This is a genomic window from Blautia hominis, from assembly GCA_002270465.1.
GTDB classification, from domain to species: domain Bacteria; phylum Bacillota; class Clostridia; order Lachnospirales; family Lachnospiraceae; genus Blautia; species Blautia hominis.
Map to the genome: position 1 here is coordinate 313,651 of NQOF01000001.1, position 22,439 is coordinate 336,089.

19 protein-coding genes are annotated in these 22,439 nt (G+C 45.0%); 1 reads left to right on the forward strand and 18 read right to left on the reverse strand.

Annotation, left to right across the window (positions count from 1 at the left end):
• Positions 1-6 precede the first annotated feature (6 nt).
• The 3 genes from CI595_RS01445 to CI595_RS01455 form a co-directional block, all read right to left on the reverse strand.
• Positions 7-2,514, reverse strand: coding sequence for a beta-mannosidase (locus CI595_RS01445; protein WP_095170986.1), 2,508 nt, complete (start codon positions 2,512-2,514; stop codon positions 7-9).
• A gap of 16 nt (positions 2,515-2,530) precedes the next feature.
• Positions 2,531-3,076, reverse strand: coding sequence for a D-lyxose/D-mannose family sugar isomerase (locus tag CI595_RS01450; RefSeq protein WP_095170989.1), 546 nt, complete (start codon positions 3,074-3,076; stop codon positions 2,531-2,533).
• Positions 3,077-3,815: 739 nt separating this feature from the next.
• Complete coding sequence (locus CI595_RS01455) at positions 3,816-4,028, reverse strand: hypothetical protein (RefSeq protein WP_095170991.1); 213 nt, start codon at positions 4,026-4,028, stop codon at positions 3,816-3,818.
• A gap of 386 nt (positions 4,029-4,414) precedes the next feature.
• Here CI595_RS01455 and CI595_RS01460 point away from each other — a divergent pair, with 386 nt between their 5' ends.
• A complete protein-coding gene (locus CI595_RS01460) occupies positions 4,415-4,888 on the forward strand; it encodes a helix-turn-helix transcriptional regulator (RefSeq protein WP_162291780.1) in 474 nt (157 codons plus the stop codon).
• Between the two features lie 126 nt (positions 4,889-5,014).
• On the opposite strand, the gene CI595_RS26520 is transcribed toward CI595_RS01460, so the two are convergent.
• The 15 genes from CI595_RS26520 to CI595_RS01530 form a co-directional block, all read right to left on the reverse strand.
• Positions 5,015-5,992 (reverse strand): peptidoglycan-binding protein, encoded by a 978-nt coding sequence (locus tag CI595_RS26520; protein WP_095170996.1) that lies wholly within the window; start codon positions 5,990-5,992, stop codon positions 5,015-5,017.
• Between the two features lie 51 nt (positions 5,993-6,043).
• Positions 6,044-6,250 (reverse strand): holin, encoded by a 207-nt coding sequence (locus CI595_RS01470; RefSeq protein ID WP_095170998.1) that lies wholly within the window; start codon positions 6,248-6,250, stop codon positions 6,044-6,046.
• Between the two features lie 2 nt (positions 6,251-6,252).
• Positions 6,253-6,555: a hypothetical protein gene (locus CI595_RS01475; RefSeq protein WP_095171000.1), complete on the reverse strand. Its 303-nt coding sequence runs from the start codon at positions 6,553-6,555 to the stop codon at positions 6,253-6,255.
• Between the two features lie 82 nt (positions 6,556-6,637).
• Positions 6,638-6,922, reverse strand: coding sequence for a hypothetical protein (locus CI595_RS26310; protein WP_095171002.1), 285 nt, complete (start codon positions 6,920-6,922; stop codon positions 6,638-6,640).
• A 15-nt stretch (positions 6,923-6,937) separates the two neighbouring features.
• Positions 6,938-10,795, reverse strand: a complete 3,858-nt coding sequence (locus CI595_RS01485; protein WP_095171003.1) for a hypothetical protein — start codon at positions 10,793-10,795, stop codon at positions 6,938-6,940.
• On the reverse strand, positions 10,773-11,021 hold the full coding sequence (locus CI595_RS01490) for a hypothetical protein (protein ID WP_095171005.1): 249 nt from the start codon (positions 11,019-11,021) through the stop codon (positions 10,773-10,775). The genes CI595_RS01485 and CI595_RS01490 overlap by 23 nt, the downstream gene beginning before the upstream one ends.
• Positions 11,008-11,139, reverse strand: a complete 132-nt coding sequence (locus CI595_RS26525; RefSeq protein WP_279233381.1) for a hypothetical protein — start codon at positions 11,137-11,139, stop codon at positions 11,008-11,010. Before CI595_RS26525 ends, CI595_RS01490 begins: the two co-directional genes overlap by 14 nt.
• A 10-nt stretch (positions 11,140-11,149) precedes the next feature.
• Complete coding sequence (locus tag CI595_RS01495) at positions 11,150-15,394, reverse strand: phage tail spike protein (RefSeq protein ID WP_095171008.1); 4,245 nt, start codon at positions 15,392-15,394, stop codon at positions 11,150-11,152.
• Positions 15,394-16,083: a distal tail protein Dit gene (locus tag CI595_RS01500; protein WP_162291781.1), complete on the reverse strand. Its 690-nt coding sequence runs from the start codon at positions 16,081-16,083 to the stop codon at positions 15,394-15,396. Before CI595_RS01500 ends, CI595_RS01495 begins: the two co-directional genes overlap by 1 nt.
• A 10-nt stretch (positions 16,084-16,093) precedes the next feature.
• Positions 16,094-20,206 (reverse strand): phage tail tape measure protein, encoded by a 4,113-nt coding sequence (locus tag CI595_RS01505; RefSeq protein ID WP_095171010.1) that lies wholly within the window; start codon positions 20,204-20,206, stop codon positions 16,094-16,096.
• 64 nt (positions 20,207-20,270) lie between these two features.
• Positions 20,271-20,453 (reverse strand): hypothetical protein, encoded by a 183-nt coding sequence (locus CI595_RS01510; protein ID WP_095171013.1) that lies wholly within the window; start codon positions 20,451-20,453, stop codon positions 20,271-20,273.
• Between the two features lie 240 nt (positions 20,454-20,693).
• A complete protein-coding gene (locus tag CI595_RS01515) occupies positions 20,694-21,113 on the reverse strand; it encodes a hypothetical protein (RefSeq protein WP_095171015.1) in 420 nt (139 codons plus the stop codon).
• A gap of 17 nt (positions 21,114-21,130) precedes the next feature.
• Positions 21,131-21,691, reverse strand: coding sequence for a major tail protein (locus CI595_RS01520; protein WP_095171017.1), 561 nt, complete (start codon positions 21,689-21,691; stop codon positions 21,131-21,133).
• A 4-nt stretch (positions 21,692-21,695) separates the two neighbouring features.
• A complete protein-coding gene (locus tag CI595_RS01525) occupies positions 21,696-22,037 on the reverse strand; it encodes a hypothetical protein (RefSeq protein WP_095171018.1) in 342 nt (113 codons plus the stop codon).
• Positions 22,034-22,438, reverse strand: coding sequence for an HK97-gp10 family putative phage morphogenesis protein (locus tag CI595_RS01530; protein ID WP_162291782.1), 405 nt, complete (start codon positions 22,436-22,438; stop codon positions 22,034-22,036). Before CI595_RS01530 ends, CI595_RS01525 begins: the two co-directional genes overlap by 4 nt.
• Between the last annotated feature and the right edge of the window lies 1 nt (position 22,439).

Here is a 22,439-nt window from a genome sequence, read left to right on the forward strand (position 1 = left end):
CCCAATTTACATTATATTTTTACCGATGTCGTTTACATTTTCAAAAAACAATTGTTTTTTCAGCTCTTCCATTGAAATCTGGCGCCGAAGACTTCTTTTCTCTACCTCCACTCTTTTCGTTCTTCCCGGTGAAAGGTCGAAGCAATTATCCGAAAATTCGCAGTCATTATTTTCCATATCCATCTTTATGCATTTTGTAAAACAAGAAGTCTGAATATTTAGAACATACTTTTCCTTCTCTTCCTGTACATCAACCATAAATTGGGGATGCAGGAATTGAAAATGCTTTGGTTTTACAAACAGATATGTATCCTCACAGAGGATTTCCCCATCTCGGCTGTATAAAAATAACTCCAGATAATATTTCTTCCGCTCTTCCTCCTCTATTTCCTTTGACCAGTCTATTTCCTGAAAAACAGCGGAAGAAGATCCTTCTGCCTGTATTATCTTTTCCCAGCTTTTTACTGTATTCCCTGCCGAATCTTTCAATGCCCACGCAAGCTTTGCTGTAAATCCCCGAGGGGAGTCATTTACCACGAATATCTCCATTCTCCGTGATTCAAACCTATCCTCCTTCACACACAAGATGGCTTGTCTGAAAAAACGTCTGGCATAATAATGCAGAACCTTCAAACGGTATTCATAATCAATGCCGGACCAGCTTGTTCCGGGAAAACAGTCTACGATCTGCCAGTAAAGCGCCCCCATACATCTTGGCTTCATGCTTCGGAAATGACAGGTTCCGTATTTGATCCCCTCCGCCTGTGCATACTGGGATGCAAAAATGTATTCCTGAAATGTCCGGGGAGCCTGTACCTCCTGGAAGATATAATTCATAATTTTTCCGTTGCCCATATTGCAGTAATTATCACTGCAGTGCTGCATATGATCCATGACTTCCGAATTAGGGCTCATGTCCTCCGGTTCCAGATAACTGCGCAATGTTTTGAAATTTTGAAAAGATTCCAGACCAAATTCACTGATAAACCGCCCTGTACAGTCTCTGTAAAAAGTATACGGTTTTGCAGGAAGATACCACACATACCAACAGTGTACATCCCCTTTTGCATATCCATTCGGATCATCATACCCCCCTCCGCTGGACGGTGAGCTGGGCCAGAACAGTCTGTCCGGATCATATTTCCGAACCACTTCAGCCAAATGCACCTCATACTGCTGCAGATTCTTCATTCTCAGCTCCTGGGTCAGCCCTTCTGCCTGGTGCTCATAGTCATGAAACCATTCATTTTCGTTATTTCCACACCAAAGCGCAAGGCAGGCATGATTGCGAAGCCGGATCACATTGTCTTTCACCTCTTCCCTGATATCTGCAAGAAATGCATCATCTGAAGGATATAAGGCACAGGCGAACATCAGATCCTGCCAGATTAAAATCCCGTTTCTGTCGCAAAGATCATACAGTTCATCGTCAGGATACACCGCCCCGCCCCATATACGGATACAGTTGTAATTGGCCTCCTTACAGAGACGTATCAATTCCCGGTGTCGCTGTCCCCGGCAGGCTGTCAGGAATTTATCCGGAGGAGTATAACTTGCTCCTTTGGCAAAAACGGGGATGCCATTTACATAAAAGGCAAAAGTTTCTCCAAAGGAATCCTCTTCTCTTCTCACTTCTATCGTACGAAGCCCCACAAAGAAATGCTTCTCTTCCCATTCATCCCTGCACTGCATTCTGATGCAGATCTCATACAGGGGCTGCTCTCCATATCCATTTGGCCACCAAATCTCAGGATTCTCAATCTCCATCCAGGTTTCTGCCAAAGACTCCCGGAATCTTATCTGTTTTCGGGATAGTTCCGTTCCCTGCGGGCTGTATAGAATAATGCTTACATCTGCTTCATCGCATACCGTATCTGACAATACCTCTGTTTTTAAGAAAACCCTTCCCTCTTCATGTCTCTGCCGGGTATAAATATGCCCTATTCCTGCCTTATCATATGCCTCTATGTATACGTCTCTCCAAATCCCCAAATCTGGCACATTCGGCTCTGCATCCCACCCAAAAGAACTGTGAGTCTTCCGTATCTGCGAAAATCCGTGGGGACTGGCCGTGTTAAATTCAGGAAGAGGATGTTTTCTGTGCTGCTCCTCTATATAGCGCACCGGTGAATATAGTGTAATGTGCAGCAGGTTTTCCCCCTCTTTCAGTATCCCCTTTACCGGAAAGCGGTATGTGCGGTGCATATTCTGTGTCCGGGCAACCTTTACTCCATTCAGATAAATATCCGCTATGGTGTCAATCCCCTCAAACACCAGAATCTGTTTTTCCCTGAACAGCACATCCTCCTGTACTTTAAAGCACAGCTCATACTCATAATCATTTTTTGCCAGCTCTTGAAATTCTCTGTCCTGGAAACGATAAAAGGGCTTCTTAATCCTCCCTTCCTTTATCATATCCAAAAACAAGGTACCGGGCACTTCTGCATCGTGCCATTCTTTCTCCCGGGTATCTCTATACTGCCATTTGCAGCCTCCCAGTCTTTGTACGATCATAGACAGTCCCCACTTCTCAATCTTCTATTGTTGTAAATCTTGATATCTCAGGGTCAGTATAGACATCCGTTCCGTCTTCGCTGTAAGAGGAAAATTCCGAAACCACAGCGCCGCTTGGTCCTGCCTGGAACCAATGCTTTGTATTCGGTGCCAACGTGTATTGCTCCCCCTGCTTTAAAACAATTTCATGCCAGACTGTATACACATCTTCCTTTCCCGCCGGAATTTTGGCTTTCGGATTCAGTGTCGGTTCACCAGGAACATGAACATACACTTCCCCATAACGACAGCGGAAAGTCTCTTCTTTTCCCGGATTATCCGGTCCAAGCGGCGGGTGTCTGTGTTCTGCACAAATTTGACCCGGAAGCATTGGCAGTTCTTTGGCACAGCATCTCTTTGTATTTACATAAACATGCAGCATAAGGCCTTCATGGTAAGGATCATTTAAGCCAAAATCTGTGACTTCCATCCTTTCTTCCTCTTCCGGCGTCAGATAAATACCGGCCTTTTTCATCAGTTCCAGCCCTTCACTTTTAATCTGATCATATTCGCTTCTCTTCATTACCTTCTCCTCTGTGTCATATGACACCAACTTTTCTTTTGTTTAGTTGCCATTCATTTTTCAGATGCATCTATAAAAACGAACTTTTTTGTTTATAACTGCATATTATCACAAATATTTCTACTGGTCAATTGTGATTTTTTCACAATTTTAGAGTGAAATTTTCTACACATGGGATTATTTCCAATTTTTACCAATTGTGTCATTTGACACAAGCAGTAATTCAGAGATAGCAGCCACAAGAAATTCGGACAACAGATATAAAAATATTTCTGTTCCGACCGCACGGAAATCAGCGCAAGAGAAGAATATGAATACTGAAAGAGAAAATATTGAGCCAATCTGCAATGCAAAATTTTGAAAAGGGAAAAGGATCGAATGATGGACTTGGCCAGAAATAAAACTTTAACAAAGGACAAAGATTTGAAAAAAGATACGGATGGAGGAAGGAAGAAAGGTACTTAGAAAAAACAAAAAACCCTTGAAAATTCAAGGGCTTTCCTCAAGCTGCCTAGCGGATTTGAACCGCCGACCTCCGCCTTACCAATCTCAAAATTTACTTTTTACAGCATATCGTAACTTTCATGAATGCCCTTTTTATAAGGCTTTAGAGAATTTCCATTTATATGTCTTTTTATGATTTACTCTGTTTTTTCATAACTTTGTTAGTCAAATGTTAGTCAAATATATAAGTAAAACACCTCGGGTAGAGTATTGTCGCCAGGGCGTTTTATATGTATTATACTGATTTTCTTCTTCTAATTCGCTCCTCTCTTTTTCCCTGTATCACTCCATAAGTATATGCCTGAGATAGAAGAAAACACACATCCTCAATACAATTATTTCCATCCTGTAATGTGATAACTTTGAAAAATTCTCCTATACTCGTATTAACATATCCTACACAAGGCTGGAATCTATTAATTCGTATTTCATCATAAATATCTCTCATTATTAAGCAACCTCCATTTTTCATTATCCAATAACTATTTTTTAATCAGAATACTCATAATAAGCATGTGGAGCACCATACTTACTTATTTTGCTCATTTTCATGACTAATTTTTTATAAATTAGTCATATTAACGCCCCTCCTTTTTATCCCAAATTCTATATTTTAGCTCTCCTCTACAAAGATACACCCTCTGTACAGCAACATACCTATGAGTAAAATGACATTAATTAAACGTTGCGCGCATAAAGCAGCGCAAAAAGAGTGTTTTGGCTCTGTTTCTTATATTATATGAAATAGTTTTCACTCTGTCAAGCAAAATAGATAGTTTTCACTCTGTTATTTTTATGGATTATGTGGTATTATATTTTTATGGAGGTATTACTATGGCAACAATAGGTGAAAATATTAAATATTTTAGAAAACAAAAAAAAATGACGCAAAAAGAACTAGCCACATTAGTGGGCGTAAATGAAGTCACTATAAGAAGCTATGAATTAGGCAAATACAACCCTAAAATAAATATTTTAACAAGATTAAGTATTGCATTTGATTGCAAAGTAACAGATTTAATGGATGAAGAAAAAAAGAAATATTATCGTATGTTTGATGAATCCAAAATAAATGTTACCCATTCAATCTCAACTGATAGAAAAAGAGAACTACTATTTACTGAACTATTTAAAACATTAAATTATCAAATACAAAAAAGCGATAATCAAGAATTAATCATCACCGATGATCAGGGCGTCAGCTTTTCAGTAAGTAAAAACACATTCGCTGAAATTATAAATCGATGCAATAAAGACATTAAGTATAATCTAGATAAGTTTCTTAAAGATTCCAGAATTATAAAATAACTGTAAGCCCCGACTCATTGAACCGTACACTCTCAAAATCAGATTTGAACATCAATGTTTGGAAAACAATTCATGAGTACCGGGGCTATTATTATGCCACAAACTCGACGTCGAGCCAGGCTGTTATCATGCGACCAAACTCATAAATGTATTGCGTCCTGCGATGCCATCCACTGTAAGCCCGTGGTCCTTCTGATACTGCCGCACTGCAGCTTCCAGGCCAGAGCCAAAACTGCCAGGGCACTCTACTCCATTTGGGTTGTAGCCTTTGAGCATGAGCAGGATCTCGAGGGCTGTCACCATGTACTGACACTCTCCCCTGCAAACAAAGTGGCTGCCTAATGCCTGTAGGGTCATTGCCCCCAGGATACCGTCTATAGCCAGGCCCGCCCGGTAATCCATATTTAGACCTGTCTGCAGCACCATCACTGCCCCTTTGCGGGTCTTCGGACCGTCGTAGCCATCTACGGGAATTCCGGCGCCAGTGAAGTTATTACAGTGGATCTGCCCGTCCCTGATCACAGCGTTGCCGCCCGTTGTTGCCGGCTTACTGGTATTCGGTTTGGACGCGGGAGCGGATGCCTGTCCAGCTACAATACTCCAATCAAGTCTAGCAAACTTTGTTCCCGGCAGATTGCTGTTATAGTACCCTTTACTGCACACTCCGCCGCCATTGGCAATAATAGTGCTGCCACCGCTGGTGTTGCCTTCAATGGTGGTAAAATAGTCCCCGTTGACACCAGTCACAATGCCTGTATGGGTAAATATACCTCCATGCTTAAACATCACGATATCGCCAACCTGCGGATTGGCATAGTTGTTAAACTTCCCGGCCAGCGTGGGTACATATACATAGGGCCAGTGCTTCAGCATCTTTTCTGCGGCCGCCTGTCCAAATGCCCGCATCAGCACCCAGGATACAAATGCTGCACACCAGGGCTGTGCCTGATAGTCCGGCATAATGTCACGCCAGTATTTTGTGTAATTGGCGCTTCCGGCGTTGGCCGTCTTGCTGTCCAGACTATTACCGTTACGCTTTTCCAGGTATCCAACCTCTGCTCTGGCAATCTGAATCACCTTATTGATTGCTTCTGTTTTTGTCATACATATTTCCTTTCTCCGGCTGTTGCGCCGGCGCAAAATAAAAGAGAGCGATCACTCGCCCTCTGTCTTCAGCTCTGGTAATCCTGCCAGGGATGTCAGCAAGGACACCACTCCTGCCAGGACAGATGCAGATACAACCATGATTCCGTTTACGTCGTTCAGCACCGCCGCCGTCCCAATGGTTGCAACAGCGGTCTGCGCCATAGTCTTGATTGCCCTTACTCCTGCGGCCTTCGCCCATTTCTTCCAATCCTTCATAACTATTCCTTCCTTTCTTCAGTACCCACCAGCTCATCAATCCTGTGGTGGGCGGACTTCGTTTTCTGCTCTACGATAATCATCCGCTCTGTGAGACTCGTTACCTCACGTTTTACAGCGGTTATGTCATATTTGATGTCCTTCACATCATTTCCTATGGCATCCAGCTTTACGTTGATAGTAGCTGTCTCTACGGCCTTCTTTTCAACCTCTGAAAAATCCTGCTTCTTTGAATTTTTCAGGGAAGAAAGAAGGACCGTTACTACGGAAATAATGCTGATAAGTAATGCAATGTCAATCTTCACATTGTGGCCCCTCACTTTCCCCTGATTTTGAGTATAAAAATAGAACCGTCTCCGGTCCTGCTCTAATCCCTTCCATATTCGGTTACTCCACTACTGGGGCTTCCGGTTCCGGGTCAACGGGTGTTTCTGGTTCGGGGTCCGGGGCAGGCTCAGGAGTTGGCTCTGGCTCCGGTTCCGGTGTCGGTTCCGGTTCTATTGGCTCTGGCTCCGGTAATGGTTCTACCAGCATCCCGGTAAGCTCAACGTATTCGTCATCCGTGATCCGATTCATCATCAGGAACAGGTCAAGCTTATTGTACATGTCATCATACTCATAGCGGTTGTTCTCAATCAGCAGTTTGCAGTTTTTGTAGGTTCGTGTGTTCATAGTCATTCTCCTTTTTTATAAGTTGTTGTTTATAGTTAACTGGTCTATCTGCGCCTGCAAGTCTGTTATCTGCTCTGCAATGTCAAGCTGCAGATTTTTGATTACGGCTTTACTGTCTTTCACGTACCGGAATGACACCTCCGGTTGCAGAGGGTCATCTGCCCAGGCATGTGTGGTCCCGGCATAGGATTTGAGCTTGCGGTACTGCTTCTGGATCTCGTCAGGGAACGGCTCGAAATACGGCTCTTTGAGCTGATACACAACGGTTATTGGATACTCTGCAAGGCGCGCTTTAAACCCGGATATATCTGCCGTAAGCGAAAAGGTATTATCATAAATGAGGACTTTCCCTGTGGCTGCCTCTACAGATATCCCCTGATTTTCGGCGTAGGCTTTATTTGCCGTAACTGCTTTATAAGCGTTGCATAATAACGGCTCTACACTTGCGTTGTTCTCGGCTGGGTTTGCTTTAGAACTAACCAAATAGCTATAAAATCTTTTGTGTGTGGGGTCGAGGCAATCAGCCATTCCCCATTTTTCGTCTTCTGAACCATCCAAAATATCCTCTGCATACCGCCGCCACGTCCCAAGCACTCCGTTCCGGTCGCACACCTCGTCGTGTATGTCTCCTATGCCACGCCAGGGCTGGTCTGCGGTGAGGCGTAATGTGTCGGACTGGTAGGGTTCCCAGGGCTGGGCGGTTTCGCCTGCGTTGAGCATGGGGTGAATCAAATCTGTAAACTGGTTGATGTACTGGGCATAAACCATAACAGTGGTTGCATCCTGTGCCCTTATGATACCATCAGCGCCCAGTGCGTTAGCCCCTCCGTAAGTCCCATTTATTACTTTTTTCCAGAAAATATCTGTCATGGTATTTTCGGCAGATAATATATAATCTGTTCCACCAGGCAATACCAATCCTTTTCTTATGCTTCCATTTCCACTTACATCAATATCTGAAATAAGCGAAATATCAAAGATATTATCACCACACTGCTGCCATACCGCTTCATACATCCCCGTCTCAGGGTTGTACGTGCCAGTCTCCTGTATCTCCTGCTTGTAAGCTGGACTGGGAGATGGCGCGGCTCCGGTGTATCGCTCCCAGGGATGGGCGGTTTCTCCGGCGTTGAGCATAGGATACAACGTATAATTAATTCCCGTTCCTTTTGGTGCATCTATCTGCACAAAAAATTTTATTTCTTTTTCTGTTCCATCAACAGCAAAAGATGAACCGTTGATGTATATTATAGTGTCGTCAGCCTTTTTTATTCTCACGTATACCTTAGCATATCCGTGATTTCCACTTACACTATACGTTCCCGGCAATAGGATAATGCTCGTCGCTGCAGTATAGGAGCTTGGCTCTGTCAATGTACCATTTGCAGTAATTACTCCGTTATTATTAATATAGCGTATACTTCCGGATGTAGATTCCTCCCATGTAAAATCAAATAACTGCGCCCCGGTCGTAGTTACCTGTTCGCATTTCCCCAGCATCCCGACGCCCAGTAACGGCCAATCTGCACTATCCGTACAGGTTGCCACCGTCCCAGATGCCTCACCGGTAAGCGCAAACCTTTCCACGTCCCGGTAAGCCGGTGTTGTATCCCGGATGTATCCCTCTGTGTCCAGGGTATAATCCACACTTATCACAGGCTGCAGCGGGTCATCTGTCCAGATGTGTGTTGTACCGGCATGAGTGCAGAGGGCGTTCATGGCGGCCTGTTCCTCGGCGGAGAGGGGGACCCATTCTTCCTCTAATGTCTCATACTGATAATACAATGGCTTACCTTCTGTATTCTTCTGGATGAGCCATGCTTTCGTCTCTTCGGAATTCGTAAATTCCCAGTAGGTATCCGCATGCTCAATACAAATATTAGTCCCGTATGCATTTGAAGCCCTGATGTATGAGCTTGCGCAATAATTGCAGTATATCTTACTGTTTGTTGCTCGTTTTGGCAAAGTTGAGAAAACGACGCTAGGCCACCAAGTATCGCTGATTAAACGACTTCCATCCTCTACTACTGTAAACCCCTTATATCTCCATCCCCACACACCATCCCGGCATGTAAGCTTGTCCCACTTGGTCAGCGGGCGGTCTGAGGTTATGGTGGCTGTGTGGCCTCTGTATGGTTCCCATCCGGTGTCGGTGTCCCCAAGTATTACACGGGGATAATGTGTTTTATTTGTTAATACTGTGCCTACATTTTTGGCCGGATGCCTTACACCTGTAACCTTGAATCCTTTAGGATACTTCTTGGGGTCAACAAAAAATACTTGCGTTGCCGTATTTTCCGTGCCCATAAATAATGCAACATCTGCAAGATAGTATGTTTTTCCGGGGGCAAGTACCATTAATACATCCTTATCTGTAAAATCTGGGTAATACCCGCCTAACAACCATATATTTATTGCGGCGCCTGTTGTAGTACCATTACTGGTAAATGTACCATCTGGGTTTACGACTGCGGTTATTCCTGCATCCGTACCGCCTTTTGCTCCGGTCATATCAAGCAGGTTATTTTTGCACGCTGCAATCTTAACCTTGTACTTCCCGGCCTCATTCAGCACCCCGACATTCTCCAGCTCCTGCGGGTACTCCGGGGAGGGAGATGGTTTATTGCCTGTGTATGGTTCCCAGGTTCCGTCACCGTCGCAATATAACATTGGACGGATAGTGCCGATTTGTAAGGTAGTCTCTATATTTACATAAAATCCAAACGTCACCTGATAATTGGCTGTATTCACCATATCTTCTGTGATGTCTTTTGTTAGTATCGTCGTACTATTATTATTTAGTTCAACTCTTCCGCCAGTATAAGAAAACGTTAAATAAAAATACGGTCTGGTTGCCTTCTCACACTTTAAAGTATACGTTCCTGCAGGAAATAACTTAACAGACTCATCATGTGAATATGCATAATATGAAATTCCGCCACTTGCTGTCGGCGTGCCTGAGATTGTAAAACTCCCATCACCATTATTGGTAACCGTGGCGCCGTTTGCTGTCGCTGTCGGTAGCTTACTCGCATCAAACAGCTGCGCCCCGGTCGTAGTCCTCTGCTCCGTCATGCCCGGTATCTCAATCCGCTTAAACCCCATCTCGTCCGCAGCGTCCTCCAGGGTGATAAAACTCCCCTCCGCGCTCCGTGTAATAGCCCCTGCAGTGGTCCGCTGCAGCCTTGCGGTATTATCCCGGTTGGTGTGTATCTGCTCCCGGTCCGCTGCTATCTCTGCGGCTGTGGCCTGTACGTTCTGGATCTGGGTTGTCCCCTCTGCCTGGATACGGGAGACCTGGGTGTCTCCGGCGGTGTTTACACGCTGGGTTTGGGTCTGACCGGCGTTATTTACGTCAGCTACGGCTTGCTGGGCGGTGAGCGTAAAATCATTTTTAATCTTTTCTGTGTCCTGCGCTGACTTCTTCGCCGCAGCAGCCTGGGCCTTCGCCTCATTCAGCGTCTTGATTGCATCCTGGGCCAGCTCCTTAAACATTCCCTCCAGTACAGTAGATTCGTTTTCGCTGGGTATTCCGTCACCGCTCGCACTCTCGTAAACGTAGAGGTTAAAAGAAAAAGAGGATACTACATCCTCTCCACTCACAAACTCTATCATGCAGATCGCGCCACCAGGCTCCGCAAGCGTCTGGTTCGTCATGGGTACGAAAACGGCCTTGTCTACAATCCGACAGTCATTATATACGACCTTTTTTGACGGTTTAACCACCCAGACGCGTGCGGTTACACCTGCGGGTATGTCCCAGTCAACTACGGTACATTCTATTTCCCTGCCTGTATCACCCTGGACCGCGTAAACAATCGGTGTGATCCTCTTATGCAGGACACTTATTTCAATCTTCTTTACCGCCTTCATGCATTATCTCCTTCCTTGGTTCTGGTTCCTGCACAGCTGCAAAGTTATTCACATAATATTGAGCCTTCGCCTTTTCATAGTCAGCTCTAATACTGTCAAGGATATACACCGTCAAATCTGCTGGTATACCGTTTTCTCGCGTGATTGTGGCAATGCAATTCCCGATTTCTTCCTTTGCCAAATCCATAAAAGCACCTATCGGCGTTTTTTTATTATTCTGTTCCATTGCTTTCATTCCTTCCTGTAGTTTCCATAACCGTCATTACTGCTTCTTCTGATTTTGGAGTATCTGGATTATCAATGTTAATTTCGTCCGGCGCCTCCAACATAATGATTGGTTCCATGTCTTCCTCCTTATTCTGGGACAGCGGTTATACCACCGCTTCTCACTTTCACAGTTCCGGTATACCAGGTAATGCTCCCATCACCGTTTTTAACTATTTTATATACGATTGGAAAAGTTCCGCTGAATGGGGCGTAACCATCAAAAGCAACTATATTATCAAGTCCGATATTTTTTGCATTCCAATTATGGTAATTAACATCACTGTAAATATCGCATGTTGTATTATTCATAATAGAAAAGCTGTCTGAAACCTTGAGTTTCCTGAAATTGTAATTGTTGCAATCCATATCACACCCAAGGTATAACCGGTCTGCTTTGTAATCCCCGAATGTCTTACTGGAATATAAAAGCTTTATGATATAACTGCCTGTACTTGATGTCCTTGCGGCCCAGGCCATGTATGCGCCAGTGCTGTCCAGGTCAAATACAAGACCTTTCCTGCTTTCGTATCCTACATGATAATTAGTGCCTATGTTTCCGACTTCTGTGGTCCCATGCGTTAGATGCATCCTGCCGCCGTACAAACTTGCTCCTGATTCGGATGTTTTACAGTAAATAGCCCCTCCGTCTACATAGATCCCGTCCTTGTCCCATCCGCCTATTTTTTTCCCGCTTGCGTCCAGCATTCGCAGGGAGCCATACTGATTTCCGCTCCCGCCGAGAGTGAGCATACCGGATTTAATATAGGTAGCGTTAATGTATATATTGCCGTTCTCCGTATAGAGGCCCTGTATCTTCCCGCCGTCTGTCAGCCGGTCAAATACCATGTCATGCGTTAGGGCAGCTAAATCTTCCAGGATAACAACGGTCTGGCTGTCTATCTTTACATCTGTTCCTCCCGCCTCATAAAGCGTGCATTTTATGGTTACCGCCGTACTGGTAGGTGCGTATACTACGCTTGATTCGTCAACACTGCTTGTGTATTTTGTAGTCCAGACAGATCCGTTTACACTTTCACCAATTTCAAAATGCCCAGGGTAACTTACCTTTTCTGGCGATTTCCCATCCTTGTATCGAGAGTAAAACGTAACCCTCTGCGGGTTCAAGTTTCCGCTCTCCCCTCTTTTCATTACCAGTGTGGAAGGGTCAAGCATATAGATACGTCCGTCTGATCCGTTCTTGTTTTTACTGATTGTAAAGCGCTTGGTCACAGAAATACTGTTGTACTTGACAAGAAATTCGATATATCCGCTATCGGAAGTCATATTAGTGACCGTGCACTGCTTAGTCAGGGAAGACCATGAGCTTGTGATACCTCCCGATTTTGAAACAGTTATTGATGCGCTTTTGGTTACATCCGTAGTGCCGTAAAACACAGAAATAGTTGTATTGCATCCTGTATAATTGCCGTTATTTCCGTCCGTATCCGTCGGGACAACAAATGTATCGTTCGACAGGGAAACGGCTAGGATACGCCCTTTTCGCGCTTCGTCAAGGGCTTCTTGCGCCAAGGTATCATCAGTATATGAATTTCTCTTTTCCCAGTCGGCTGCAGCATAGTCCCCACTTTCCTTTTCTGTAACGCATGTAAGTATATCAACTCCATCAAACCATAGATCTCCGATCTGATACGGTGGCGCCGGCTGGCTTATGTATATCTGAGCTTTCCCGTCTATCCGGTCAAATATCTCATCCGGCGGTGTAGCCTTCATTTCTTCCCATGCAGATCCGGTGTAGATATAAGACTTTTTCTCTGTGGTGTTATACCAGATGTCGCCTTTATGCTCTGCTTTATTTTCCCAAGCAGTGGATGGGTCCGCAGGCTGCCACCATGTTTCAGCTTTCTGGTCCGTCTGGTTCTGGATATCTTCAATAGTGTCTTTATAATCTCCAGAAATAAATTCCTGCAGAGCGCTGTTGTCCGTGTATGCGTTCAATTTCTTCCAGTCACTTGCCACGTAATTGCCGGTTGCTCTATCCATTGTACAAGTCAATATATCTGTCCCATTCGTCCACAAATCCCCTATTGCATAAGGGGGCGCGGGCTGTGCTACAAATATCTGGGCCTTACCGTCTATCTTGTCAAAGACCTCATCAGGAGGAGCCGTTTTCATCAGCTCCCAGGCGGTCCCTGTGTAGATATAAGCCTTCTGGTCCGTGGTTTTATACCACAGGTCCCCTTTATGCTCCGCTTTCTCTGCCTGTGTCCATCCTGCCGCCGGGTCATCGGCCTGCCGCCAAGTCTCTGCTTTCTTGTCGGCTTGTGTTTTTAACGCAGCAATGGCATTTTTATAATCCCCAGAGATGAAAGCATTTAGGGCCGCATCATCAGTATATGCATTCAATTTTCGCCAGTCGGATGATTGACACACCCCAGTCTGGCGGCTTACAGTACAGGTCAGTATGTCCCTGCCATCCATCCAAGTGTCACCCACGTCATACGGGGTTGTTGGCTGGGCTATAAAAATCCTGCGTTTGCTGTCCGCTGTATCCTGCGCTTTCGATGCATTGGCAAGGGCCTTTGTAACATCTGTGTCTTGCACAAGCTGCCATTTCCACACTCCGCCTTCTTTAAAAAAGCGGTATGCATAGCCTTTGCTTTTCCAGTAAAATAGGTCTCCCTCATGCTTCGCCCGCTCCGTCTCTGTGGTCCATTTAGAGGCAGGTGCATTATTGAGGGTTGGTTCGTAGTCATAGTAATATGTCTCTATCTGTCCATCTATCTGCTTCTGGAGATTATAAATATCACCAGAAACAACATAGGTGAAGTCTGATAGCTGCTTGTCTGCATATGCCTGAGCCAGCTTCTGCGCTTCGTCTGCAATACCTTTTGCAATGTCTTCTACCGTTTTTCCATCTACGGTAAAAGCCTCCATCGTCATCCGAAACTCACCTGTATCAAGGTTCCAATAGTTCCGGCCTGTCTTATCCGACAGTAGGCCGGATATGATAGCATCTGCAACGACTCCTTTTGCAGTTATAGCCGTCCGCCAGTTCCAGTCCCTCCCGTCCGCGGTGCGCTCCGTGGCGATCTGTAAGCCCTGGCTGCCGAATATCATACAGCCGTATAATTCCGATTCAGGGTCCAGGTCGGATATTTCAAAGGCTCTGCCATTTACTTTCTTGGCAACCGTACTCTGCAGCCGCAGTTGAGTATTTACTGCGTCAAGGATGCCCCGCACCCTCTCTGCCATTACCGTTTTTGACTTGCTATCGAGAACAGCTTCAATTGCCTTCTGCAGCTCAAACTCAGAGTCAAAAGCACTTTTTTGATAGTCACCAAGAACGATCTCTAAATTTCTTTTATCAATACAATCATATTTGATTGAGATTGCCCTTGCATTTGTCTCTATGCCAAGTCCCCTATGCCTACAATGTACTGTATCTCCCAGCCCTACTTTTTCCAGGATCTCGTATCCCTTATATTCCTCTGTCCCTTCCAGGGATACCATATTTACATCATAAGAGATTTTTGGCAGGTCTACGCCTTGTGCGAACTGCTCATTGCATTTTGAAACTAATTTGCGTCGCAATTCATCCAGCGTCAGACACCCTTCTTCATCTTCACTCGCATCTTCTATCATCTTTATATCATCAAAAGAGAGTTCCTTTGTGTATACCTTTGCGTATTTATTGATACGCGGGGAATCCACCCACGGTGAATCTCCTTCGAGTGTGTATCCGTTGTATGCAACCGGGATGATCCTGGTTACAACCTCGCTCATGTCTACATGTTCTTCTATTCCTTCCAGGTTATAACCGAATTCCGCCCGGACGCCGTAATCTCCGCCGACACGCTGATTAATGATTACCTGGTAATTGTCATAGAGAATTTCCCCGCCCCACCGATTTATAAAAGACTGGTCAATGTCTCCATTGATTGCCTCCATTAAATTCCTACGCACGTAATATGCCGTGGAACCAGTGGTTATATCTGATGTCCCACTATATTCACTTTTCGCACACATGATATCAAGTGCTTGCTGACCGTTCTTACCCGTCGGCCTAACATCTAATAAAATATGATCATCCTTGGAATCAAAGAAAACAGGAAATGCATAAGCCGTTACTGTTTCATCATCCTTTTGTGTTTCGTAAATACGAAAAAGCTGCCTCTCCCCTATTGGCGTTGGCGCGGAGATAACAGCTTCTTTTATGATCATTTTAAATTTTCCGTTTTCATCTATCGGATGCTCCAATTCAAGATGCCATTCATCATTGAGTACCATTTCGCATTCGCAGGAGATCGGACCCAGTACCGCATCCCCGTTATGCTCATAGTCTGTATTGTATGGCAGATATATCTGTATCATTATCGGCACCTCCAATTGGGGATTATCTTCAATTCAAATCCGTTTGTTATGGTTATGCTGTTTTTTCCTTTAAGCAAATACAGGTCATCATAATTACCTGTCACAGAGGTATTCATGATTGTGTTATCAAGCCTATATGATAGCTTCCTTTCAGTATCTATGGTCAAATTCTGCCCCACATTCGCCACCATTGTCTTTCCGTTGACTGTAAGGGTACAGACTCCTTCTCCGGTAATTTTATAGACCGGATGGGACAGGTAATAGCGGTTATATAATACCCGGTCAATGTCCATTTCCGTTGTCCCTTCTAATAGGTATTGATAACCTGAGCATATAAATTCAACCGATATCTGTCCCATTGTCCTTATAAATCTCTCTGTTGATTTAATTTTAAGGTGTTTGACCTGGTAGAAATATTCTGGGTCGTCGCTTAATACAAGCCTGCTGCCTATACCATCATACAACCATTCTTTTACGATGCGATACTGCTCCATCCACAAATCTTTTTTTGCTTTAAAACCGAATGTGAAAGTTACCGGGATATCAGGCACAGTATCTTTTCTGTGGTAAAGGGTGCCGTCCCTGCCTGGCAGTTTTATTGCATCATAATCTGGTTCCGGCGCAGGGGGCGCAGGCCTTTCTTTTACCAGCAGTCCGATTGAGTCGCTGGTTACTTCATTCAATTCCACATAAAACGTATCAATACCCCCTTGCTGCTGATTTCATCGTTGTCTTTCTTGTTGTACCGCTGTTCACAATCTGCGTAACATCTTTTTCAAATTGCCGTCTGGATGGGTACAAAGTCGTGTCCTTTGCCGCTATCTCCCTTAGATATGGCAGATACTCTTTGAACAGCTCAAATGCTTCTGTGTCACCGGAATTCTCGTATACAGCATTTGTTCCAGCAGCGTTTCTTCCTGTCACGTTTGGCACTTCCATGCTCTCCGCGATTGTGGCCCGTACATCATCCATTTTATCCTCGTAACCGATTCCAAACCCTTCGGCGGTATATTCACCCAATCTTTTAAAAACTTTGGATGGAGAATTGATATCCAGCCTGTATTCTGCCTCTGCCACCGCATCCGCACACATCTGGGCCACTGCATTGATTACTTCTGATTCGCCGGCGGCTATACCGTTTGCCAGACCGACGGACGTATTGTATCCGTCCATGTATAACGTCCAACAATTCAGTTCCGATGCCTCGTCGGTTACAGACGATACCACAGACTCCGCTGCGCGCTCTACTAGATCTTGACCTGCAGCAATACCCGCTTCCAGTCCTCGCACTGCTACATTGCCCGGCACGTAAAAGTTAACATATGTGAGCGTTTCCTCTGTTTTGGATAGCACATCATCACAAAGAGATGAAACACGGGCCAATACTGCAGGCGAACCATGCTCCACGCCTGTCCTTATGCCATCAACTACTGTATTGCCTACATTGGTAAAATCAGCAGAGTTTAATGTGCTCTGGGCAATATTTACGATCTGTTGTGACAACATCTGTATTGCCATGACAGCCTGCAGTTCATTCCCGGTGATACCGTCAGATAATCCCGCAACCAAATCATTTCCAATACCCATAAATATTTTCGATGGGGAATGCGTATCGAAGTCTGTCTTTGTAGTAGTGATAACAGCTTCGCTTAGTTCATTTATTGCAATGGTACCTTGTTCAATCCCTGTTCTGATTCCAGACCCTAGCCCGCCAGACAAATCTATACCCACAGAGGACATAACTTCTACCATCTGTTCTTTTCCGCCATTAAGAGCTGCCGTGTATTCCTCGATCATACCCTGGACGCTGGCATTTACTCCCTCTTTCATATCCAAAGACTGTGACCACATATCATTAGCCTGCTGCAACTGCTCATCCGTCATATTGGCAAATGCTTCGACATATGTAGTCCCCTGCGGTCCCATTTCAGCCAGTTTATCCAGGATGCCTTGATTTACGCCTCTGTCAGCCAGGTACGCCATGTTGTCAGCCCAGTTTGTTACTCCCTCAATCTGTGACTGCATGTTATTCAAGAGTTCCTCGCTTGATATATCTGCGCCAGCGTTAAATTCTTCAAACATGTTCATTTGGCTTTCCAGTACATCTGAGACAGTTTCCTGCATCCCCATGTAAGTTTCTACTATAGTTTGCGCTGCCGTTGCATTGGCATCTGCTGCTGCCTGCTGTGCCTCTGCATTTGTGTTCGCAGATTCTGTATTTTCGTCTTGCTTTACAGTAGCCTCTTCCCATGAGATACCATGTTTCTCCAACTCCTCCTGAAGAGCTGCAATTCCTGCTTCTACATCTTTACGCGCTGTTTCATTTTTTTCTTGAGCTTCCTGATTTTTTTCAATAGATTCTGTTACTTCATCGTAATTTCGGCGTTCCTCATTTTTTTTATCAAATAGCGTTGTCAAGCTTCTGCAGTTTTTCAGATACCATTCATCTTCACCCTCAAGAACTTTCTGTTTTTTATCTGATAAATCCGTTGACTGCTGTGTAAGCTTAATATTCTCAACTTCCAGTTCTGACCTCTTTTTTATCAGTTCAACAGCCTGCTCCCTGAGTGCCTGCAGTTCTATGTCCCTTTGTGACTGATTCAGATATTCTTCCAGTGCATCACTTGCCAGATTCAGCTTTCCGGCTTGCTCGTCATACGCCAGGTTCAAATCCGGCACCAGTCCATTCAGTTCAGCAATGTACCCCTGCATCACCTGAGTTTCTTCGTTGCTTCTCCCAGTCTTATCTGCAAGCGTTTCTATACGTTCAGCAAGTGTTTTTGCATATCCTCCCTGCGCTTCTATTTCCGCACTGGTGTCAGCATAGGATGTCATCATATCCTGGGCAGATTCAGATACTTCGTTTGCTTTGTCGCACAATCGCTGGCTCTGATCAGCCAAATCCGCGACATCTTTCGACGCATCCCCTGCGCTCTCTGCGTAAACACCTATTGCGGTTGCTGCGCCGGCCACCGCCGTTACCATTAGTGCAATAGGTGTTGCGCTTACAGTAGTATTAAAAAGAGCCTGTGCTACCGTAGCCAGTTTCATTGTAGCTTTAAATGTGCCAACACTGGCTATCACGCCTGCTATCGCAGGCACCAAAGTATCCATGTTCTCTATGACAGCATCCAGACCATCCTCAATCGCAGGCAAAACATCTTCGGCGATTGGTACCCCTACTTGCGTCTGGAACTTCTTTCCTAATTGAGTGAACCTGGATTCAAGGGTATCATATTTAATATCCTTGATACTTTCCATCGTCCCTTTTACGTCATCATATGCCGTATTTGTCTCATTCAAGGAAGTGATGACTTTCATGGCATTGTCTTCGCCCAGAGCTGACCAGGTGTTACTTGCCAGAGTAAGCATTTCCTGCTTATTCGTAGCTGTCGAAATATCATTGATCACAGAGTAAAACACATCTTTTGTTGTGGCTTTTCCCTGTTTCCATTGATAGAATAACGACTTAGTGTCGCTCGAAAAAGAATCCAGATTTTCCTCAATCCGGCCATCCGCCAGAGAGTTACCAAACTCTTTCACAAAGTCATTTACCTTATCCAGATTATAGGCGCCGGAATCAAGGCCATTCTGAAGGATCCCGAACATCTCCTGTGCAGAAAATCCAGCCTGCCCCCATAACTGGCTGTACTCAGCTATGTTATCTGCCAGCTCACCGGACTTGTTAAGGCCATTCTGGGCGCCTTTAGCCATCAGATCAAAAGCTTCCTCAGATGTTACCCCCATATTCTCTACAAGGCCATCCACACCACGGATTGTTTCGCTCAAATCCATGTCAAAGACATCACGCATGGCAATGCCATTTTCTGTCATACTCTCCAGCTTACTGGGATCCAGCTCACCTGTATACTGCTTGACAAGGGCCATTGACTGTGCAACATCGTTGATATCATCACCATAATTGTTGTTATGCAGGTCCTCCATAACAGACTTGTATTGCTGCATCTCTCCTGCAGTGGCTCCGGTGCTTGCCTGTAGCTGCCTCTGTGCAGTTTCAAGGCTTGTTACTGATTTGACCGCATTGACAACGGCATCCTTCCCCAAATTCACCAGCGCGTTTGCCAGGCTTGTCTGAAGGATTGTTGAAAAATCCATCGTGACTTTTTCTGCGTCCTTTACCTCTTTACCAAATTCGTCAATGGATTTCGCGCATTGATCCGTAGACTGTGCCGCCTCTTTTAGATATGCAGCATTTTTATTCACCGCTGACGATGCCTTTATGACCTGGGCTTCTGCTGTATTCAGCTTCGTCTCCCAGTCCTTCACGCGGTTTCCTGCAGTTTGATAATTCTTCTCACCTTTTGTGATAGCAAGGTTGACGTCATCCAGGGCTGTCTCTTCTTTTTTTAGCTCACCGGCAAGAGACTGTACCACTGCCTCCTGTTTTTTTATCGCCTGTTCCGATGAGTTCCCGGATTTTGTCATCTTATCCAGGCGGTCCGTGGCCTTTTCATAATCCTGCTTCAGATCCCCCAGTTTTTTGCTGTGGGTTTCCTGCTGCTTGTTCAAGTTTGTGAGACCCGCGCCAACCTTCTCGTAGCTCTCGCGTGCATGTTCCAGACCTTTTCTGACAGCTTCTTCTTTGCTCTTCTGCTCATCCAGAGCCTTGGATAGCACTTCATGCTTCTTCTGTAGGGCCTCCAGGGAGTTCTCCTGGCCTTCATACTGGGCCTGTACAAGGCCTAACTCGGATTTCAATGCAGACAAAGATTTATTGCAGTTCGTGACGTTCTGCTTAAATTCCTTCTCGCCGTCCAGCGCGATCAGCGCACCTATCTTCTTTATTGCCAAATTCTCACCTCCCTATTTTGCCCACAAAAAAGCCACCTGCCGGAGCAAGTGGCTCGTTTCTCTATTATCTTTTAATCTTAAATGTTGCAATCGGTTTATGCTTTATCTTATTCCACACAAGGGATATCAGTCCGATGAGAGCACCTACTATCCCGAGCGCCGGTTCCACAACAATGAGGAATGCGACTGCAAGCCAGAAAATAAGGCCCAGCAACGCTTTTATAAATACTTTCTGCTCTTTACTCATTACGCATCCCTCCTTTGATACCATTATACTCCAGATCAGACTATAAGTCCATCAAAGATGAGGATTTTCTCTCACCAAACACATATCTTTTCGCCTTGAAATTACAGTACCATTTAAAGTGTTTGAAGAGGTCACACCACTTTCCAAAATACATGCGGGAAATTTCTTTTTCCGTATATCCTATTTGCATTCCGATGAACACCAACCACGCAAAATCTATCGGCTCTGGCTCCTCATCCTCTATTCCTTCTGCGTGGCCTTCGCGTTTTTTGATTTAAAACAGCGATAAAATTCATCGTGGAGATGGCTTGCAAGTTCCATCGGCGTAAGGTCAACTTTTCTGGCAATCCCCTCTCTGGTGATCACTTCTGGTTTCCTGTTTTCTTCTTCCGCCGCCACTGCTTCTCCCTCTGATGCCATCCAATACAGAGCATCGTTCAGAGCCTTTGCATCAGGTAGCTTCCCACGGTATTTGATATCCCCGTTCTCTTCCCGGATCTTGTTCCCTTCTTCATCAAGTTCCGGTTCCCACGTCATCAGCTTTGACTCAAAATCATCCAGGCTGCCATATTCATCCTGGATCTTTTCGAGCACAAGGATATCACAGCGGATAGGGTATGGCTTCCCTGAGAGTTCAATATGGCTCAATCCTTCAAACATTTTACTCTCCTCCCTCCTTATGCCGTCTTGATACCGGCCTTTGTATCAATCCAGTCCCTGGCTTCCTGTTCGGAATCACATACCTTCCTGGTCCTCCATTTTCCATCTATATCCGTTATGGCCTGCCCGGAAATATTTGGTGTCTGGTACTCAATATTGTCACCTTTTGTCTTATAGGATTCCTGGCCTTCTGTAAATTTGGCCTTGTGTATCCAGATGGCAACATACTTTTTCTTCCCGTTCACCTTTTCATCTGCGTAGATCCCAAGGCCGACATAGTTGGCTTCATCACTTGACCTGTCTTCGACCATTCCCTCATCCTCTGTCACGGTATGCCCAAACATTGCCGTATGTGCCGCAATCGGGAGCGTATCCGTATTGAGAGTGATGTCTGCCCATTTAAACTCTTTATCATATTCAGATTTTACATTATCTGCAAACAGAGAGCCTTCCGCATACTGCGGGTTGATCGTTACTTCAATCGCCTTTCCACAGGTGAAACCCTCCGTATATTTCATGGTACCTGTGCTATCATCAGCCTTGGCTACTGTTGGCTTTGCTAATCCTACATATGCCATAATCTTATTCCTCCATATCTTCTTCAAAAATGCACGAAAAGCATAAGTGATAATATCCACTATCCTTTTCGTACAGTGTCATTATGTCTGTTACAACAGCCCCTGCTTCCCGCAGGGCTTTTCTTATCTCCTTACGTCTTCCCATATAGTTCCTCTTTGTGTAAAGGTGCACCTGCATATGCTGTAGCCACTCCTGGTCCGTATTATCCGCAAACACCGCAGCTTCTTCCAACTCCGGATTGTAGACAATATATTCCCCGGGAGGACGTTCATCCGGACAGCACATCGGCCAGATATTCTTTACTATTTGCGCCAGCGCAAGTTCTATCTTTTCATTTACGCTCATCCTCCCGTCACCTCATTGAATTTTTCCTGCATGGCATCTAAACATTTCTTTTCCGAATTTTTCATTGCCTTGCTGATTATCGGCTTCGCACTCTGTTTTGATGTCCCATAATTCAGATATGCCAGTTTTTCATTATTTCGGATGCCTTTTCTATCCTTACCTTTTGCCGTAACGGATACATAGTGCCCCAAATGGTTCTCTCCCGGTTTATTCGCTTTTATGGATCCGGCCAGGTCCCCTTGGGCATATCCTTTATCAGCTGCCTGCTGTACCTGGCTCTGCAGCTCTTCTTTGAGGATAGGTGCCGCTGCTTCCAGTATTACAGGCGCTATATCATCAATATCCCCTAACTGTTCCAGCTCTTTTTCCAGGTCATCAAAACCCAGTGTCTCAAAACTCATT

What these genes read in the sequence shown, in the direction of transcription:
- CI595_RS01495 (WP_095171008.1), bottom strand. Translation starts at nt 15,394, where the DNA reads ATGATACAGATATATCTGCCATACAATACAGACTATGAGCATAACGGG.
- CI595_RS01525 (WP_095171018.1), bottom strand. Translation starts at nt 22,037, where the DNA reads ATGAGCGTAAATGAAAAGATAGAACTTGCGCTGGCGCAAATAGTAAAG.
- CI595_RS01530 (WP_162291782.1), bottom strand. Translation starts at nt 22,438, where the DNA reads ATGAGTTTTGAGACACTGGGTTTTGATGACCTGGAAAAAGAGCTGGAA.
- CI595_RS01490 (WP_095171005.1), bottom strand. Translation starts at nt 11,021, where the DNA reads ATGGAACAGAATAATAAAAAAACGCCGATAGGTGCTTTTATGGATTTG.
- CI595_RS01515 (WP_095171015.1), bottom strand. Translation starts at nt 21,113, where the DNA reads ATGTTTGAAGGATTGAGCCATATTGAACTCTCAGGGAAGCCATACCCT.
- CI595_RS01460 (WP_162291780.1), top strand. Translation starts at nt 4,415, where the DNA reads ATGGCAACAATAGGTGAAAATATTAAATATTTTAGAAAACAAAAAAAA.
- CI595_RS26310 (WP_095171002.1), bottom strand. Translation starts at nt 6,922, where the DNA reads ATGAACACACGAACCTACAAAAACTGCAAACTGCTGATTGAGAACAAC.
- CI595_RS01485 (WP_095171003.1), bottom strand. Translation starts at nt 10,795, where the DNA reads ATGAAGGCGGTAAAGAAGATTGAAATAAGTGTCCTGCATAAGAGGATC.
- CI595_RS01455 (WP_095170991.1), bottom strand. Translation starts at nt 4,028, where the DNA reads ATGAGAGATATTTATGATGAAATACGAATTAATAGATTCCAGCCTTGT.
- CI595_RS01450 (WP_095170989.1), bottom strand. Translation starts at nt 3,076, where the DNA reads ATGAAGAGAAGCGAATATGATCAGATTAAAAGTGAAGGGCTGGAACTG.
- CI595_RS26520 (WP_095170996.1), bottom strand. Translation starts at nt 5,992, where the DNA reads ATGACAAAAACAGAAGCAATCAATAAGGTGATTCAGATTGCCAGAGCA.
- CI595_RS01520 (WP_095171017.1), bottom strand. Translation starts at nt 21,691, where the DNA reads ATGGCATATGTAGGATTAGCAAAGCCAACAGTAGCCAAGGCTGATGAT.
- CI595_RS01445 (WP_095170986.1), bottom strand. Translation starts at nt 2,514, where the DNA reads ATGATCGTACAAAGACTGGGAGGCTGCAAATGGCAGTATAGAGATACC.
- CI595_RS01510 (WP_095171013.1), bottom strand. Translation starts at nt 20,453, where the DNA reads ATGAGTAAAGAGCAGAAAGTATTTATAAAAGCGTTGCTGGGCCTTATT.
- CI595_RS01470 (WP_095170998.1), bottom strand. Translation starts at nt 6,250, where the DNA reads ATGAAGGATTGGAAGAAATGGGCGAAGGCCGCAGGAGTAAGGGCAATC.
- CI595_RS26525 (WP_279233381.1), bottom strand. Translation starts at nt 11,139, where the DNA reads ATGGAACCAATCATTATGTTGGAGGCGCCGGACGAAATTAACATTGAT.